This window comes from Mesorhizobium sp. M7A.F.Ca.ET.027.03.2.1, assembly GCF_003999175.1.
Classification (GTDB): domain Bacteria; phylum Pseudomonadota; class Alphaproteobacteria; order Rhizobiales; family Rhizobiaceae; genus Mesorhizobium.
Map to the genome: position 1 here is coordinate 1 of NZ_RZOM01001609.1, position 849 is coordinate 849.

1 pseudogene is annotated in these 849 nt (G+C 60.2%); it reads right to left on the reverse strand.

Annotated features, from left to right (window positions below):
* Nucleotides 1–836 (reverse strand): annotated as a pseudogene (locus tag EN750_RS36780) (ATP-binding protein); the annotation flags it as partial.
* Nucleotides 837–849 lie beyond the last annotated feature (13 nt).

Genomic DNA, 849 nt, shown 5'->3' on the forward strand with positions numbered 1-849 from the left:
GTGTCGTCGCGAAGCTTCTTATCCAAGTCCTTGATCAGCTTCAGGCGCGTCTGGATTTCATCGAGGGCGTCCTTCGCGAGCCTGAGAGTCCAGTCGTCGAGGAGTTCGTACAGCGCATCGAGATCGCCCGGCTGCAGCTCGTTCAGCTTCCCTACTAGGCTGAATTTCGACGTGCTCAGTTCAAGATTGGCGAGGATGCCCGCGACCTTGCCGATCTCTTCCGTCGAGATCGAGGGGCAATTATCGATCACCTCATCCACGAACTGATTCCAGCGTTCGCGCCCAACGGGAGGTAGCTGCCGCACCGTCTTGACCAGCTGTTCCTTGACGGAGTGTTTCGCCTCACGGCGGCGATCAGCAGAGAAGGTGGAGAGGTACTGCTTGATCTGCGCATGCACGGCGGGCCGGGTGGCCTGCCATGCCGGGTCATTGGGAAGGAACCCGCTCCAGTCCGGCTGCACCGCATTCTCGAGGATGTCTGCCGAGACGATGAACTGGAAGCGTTTCGCTTCGGTGCTCCGCCCGTCGAGGATACGCTCATGGTCGAACCCGACCCAGCCCGGGTTTCCGACAAGCCGCGAATTCACGCGCCATGCAATGCCGTGCTGCCTCGTGGTCCGATCGGCTTTCTGGCTATCGATCATTACGATCTGGACCACCCCAAAGCCGGGCACGTCGACGTTGACCTTCTGGATGTTGCGCGTCGGGATGTCATCGAATGTGACCAAAGTTCCGTCGAGCGAGACCACGAAATTCGGGTCCGCGAGAAAGCGCGTGACGATGATCTCGCGGGCTGTGTCCGCGCCCATGGAAGTGCCATCGGAGGCGGTCGCCATTATCTCCGTACCA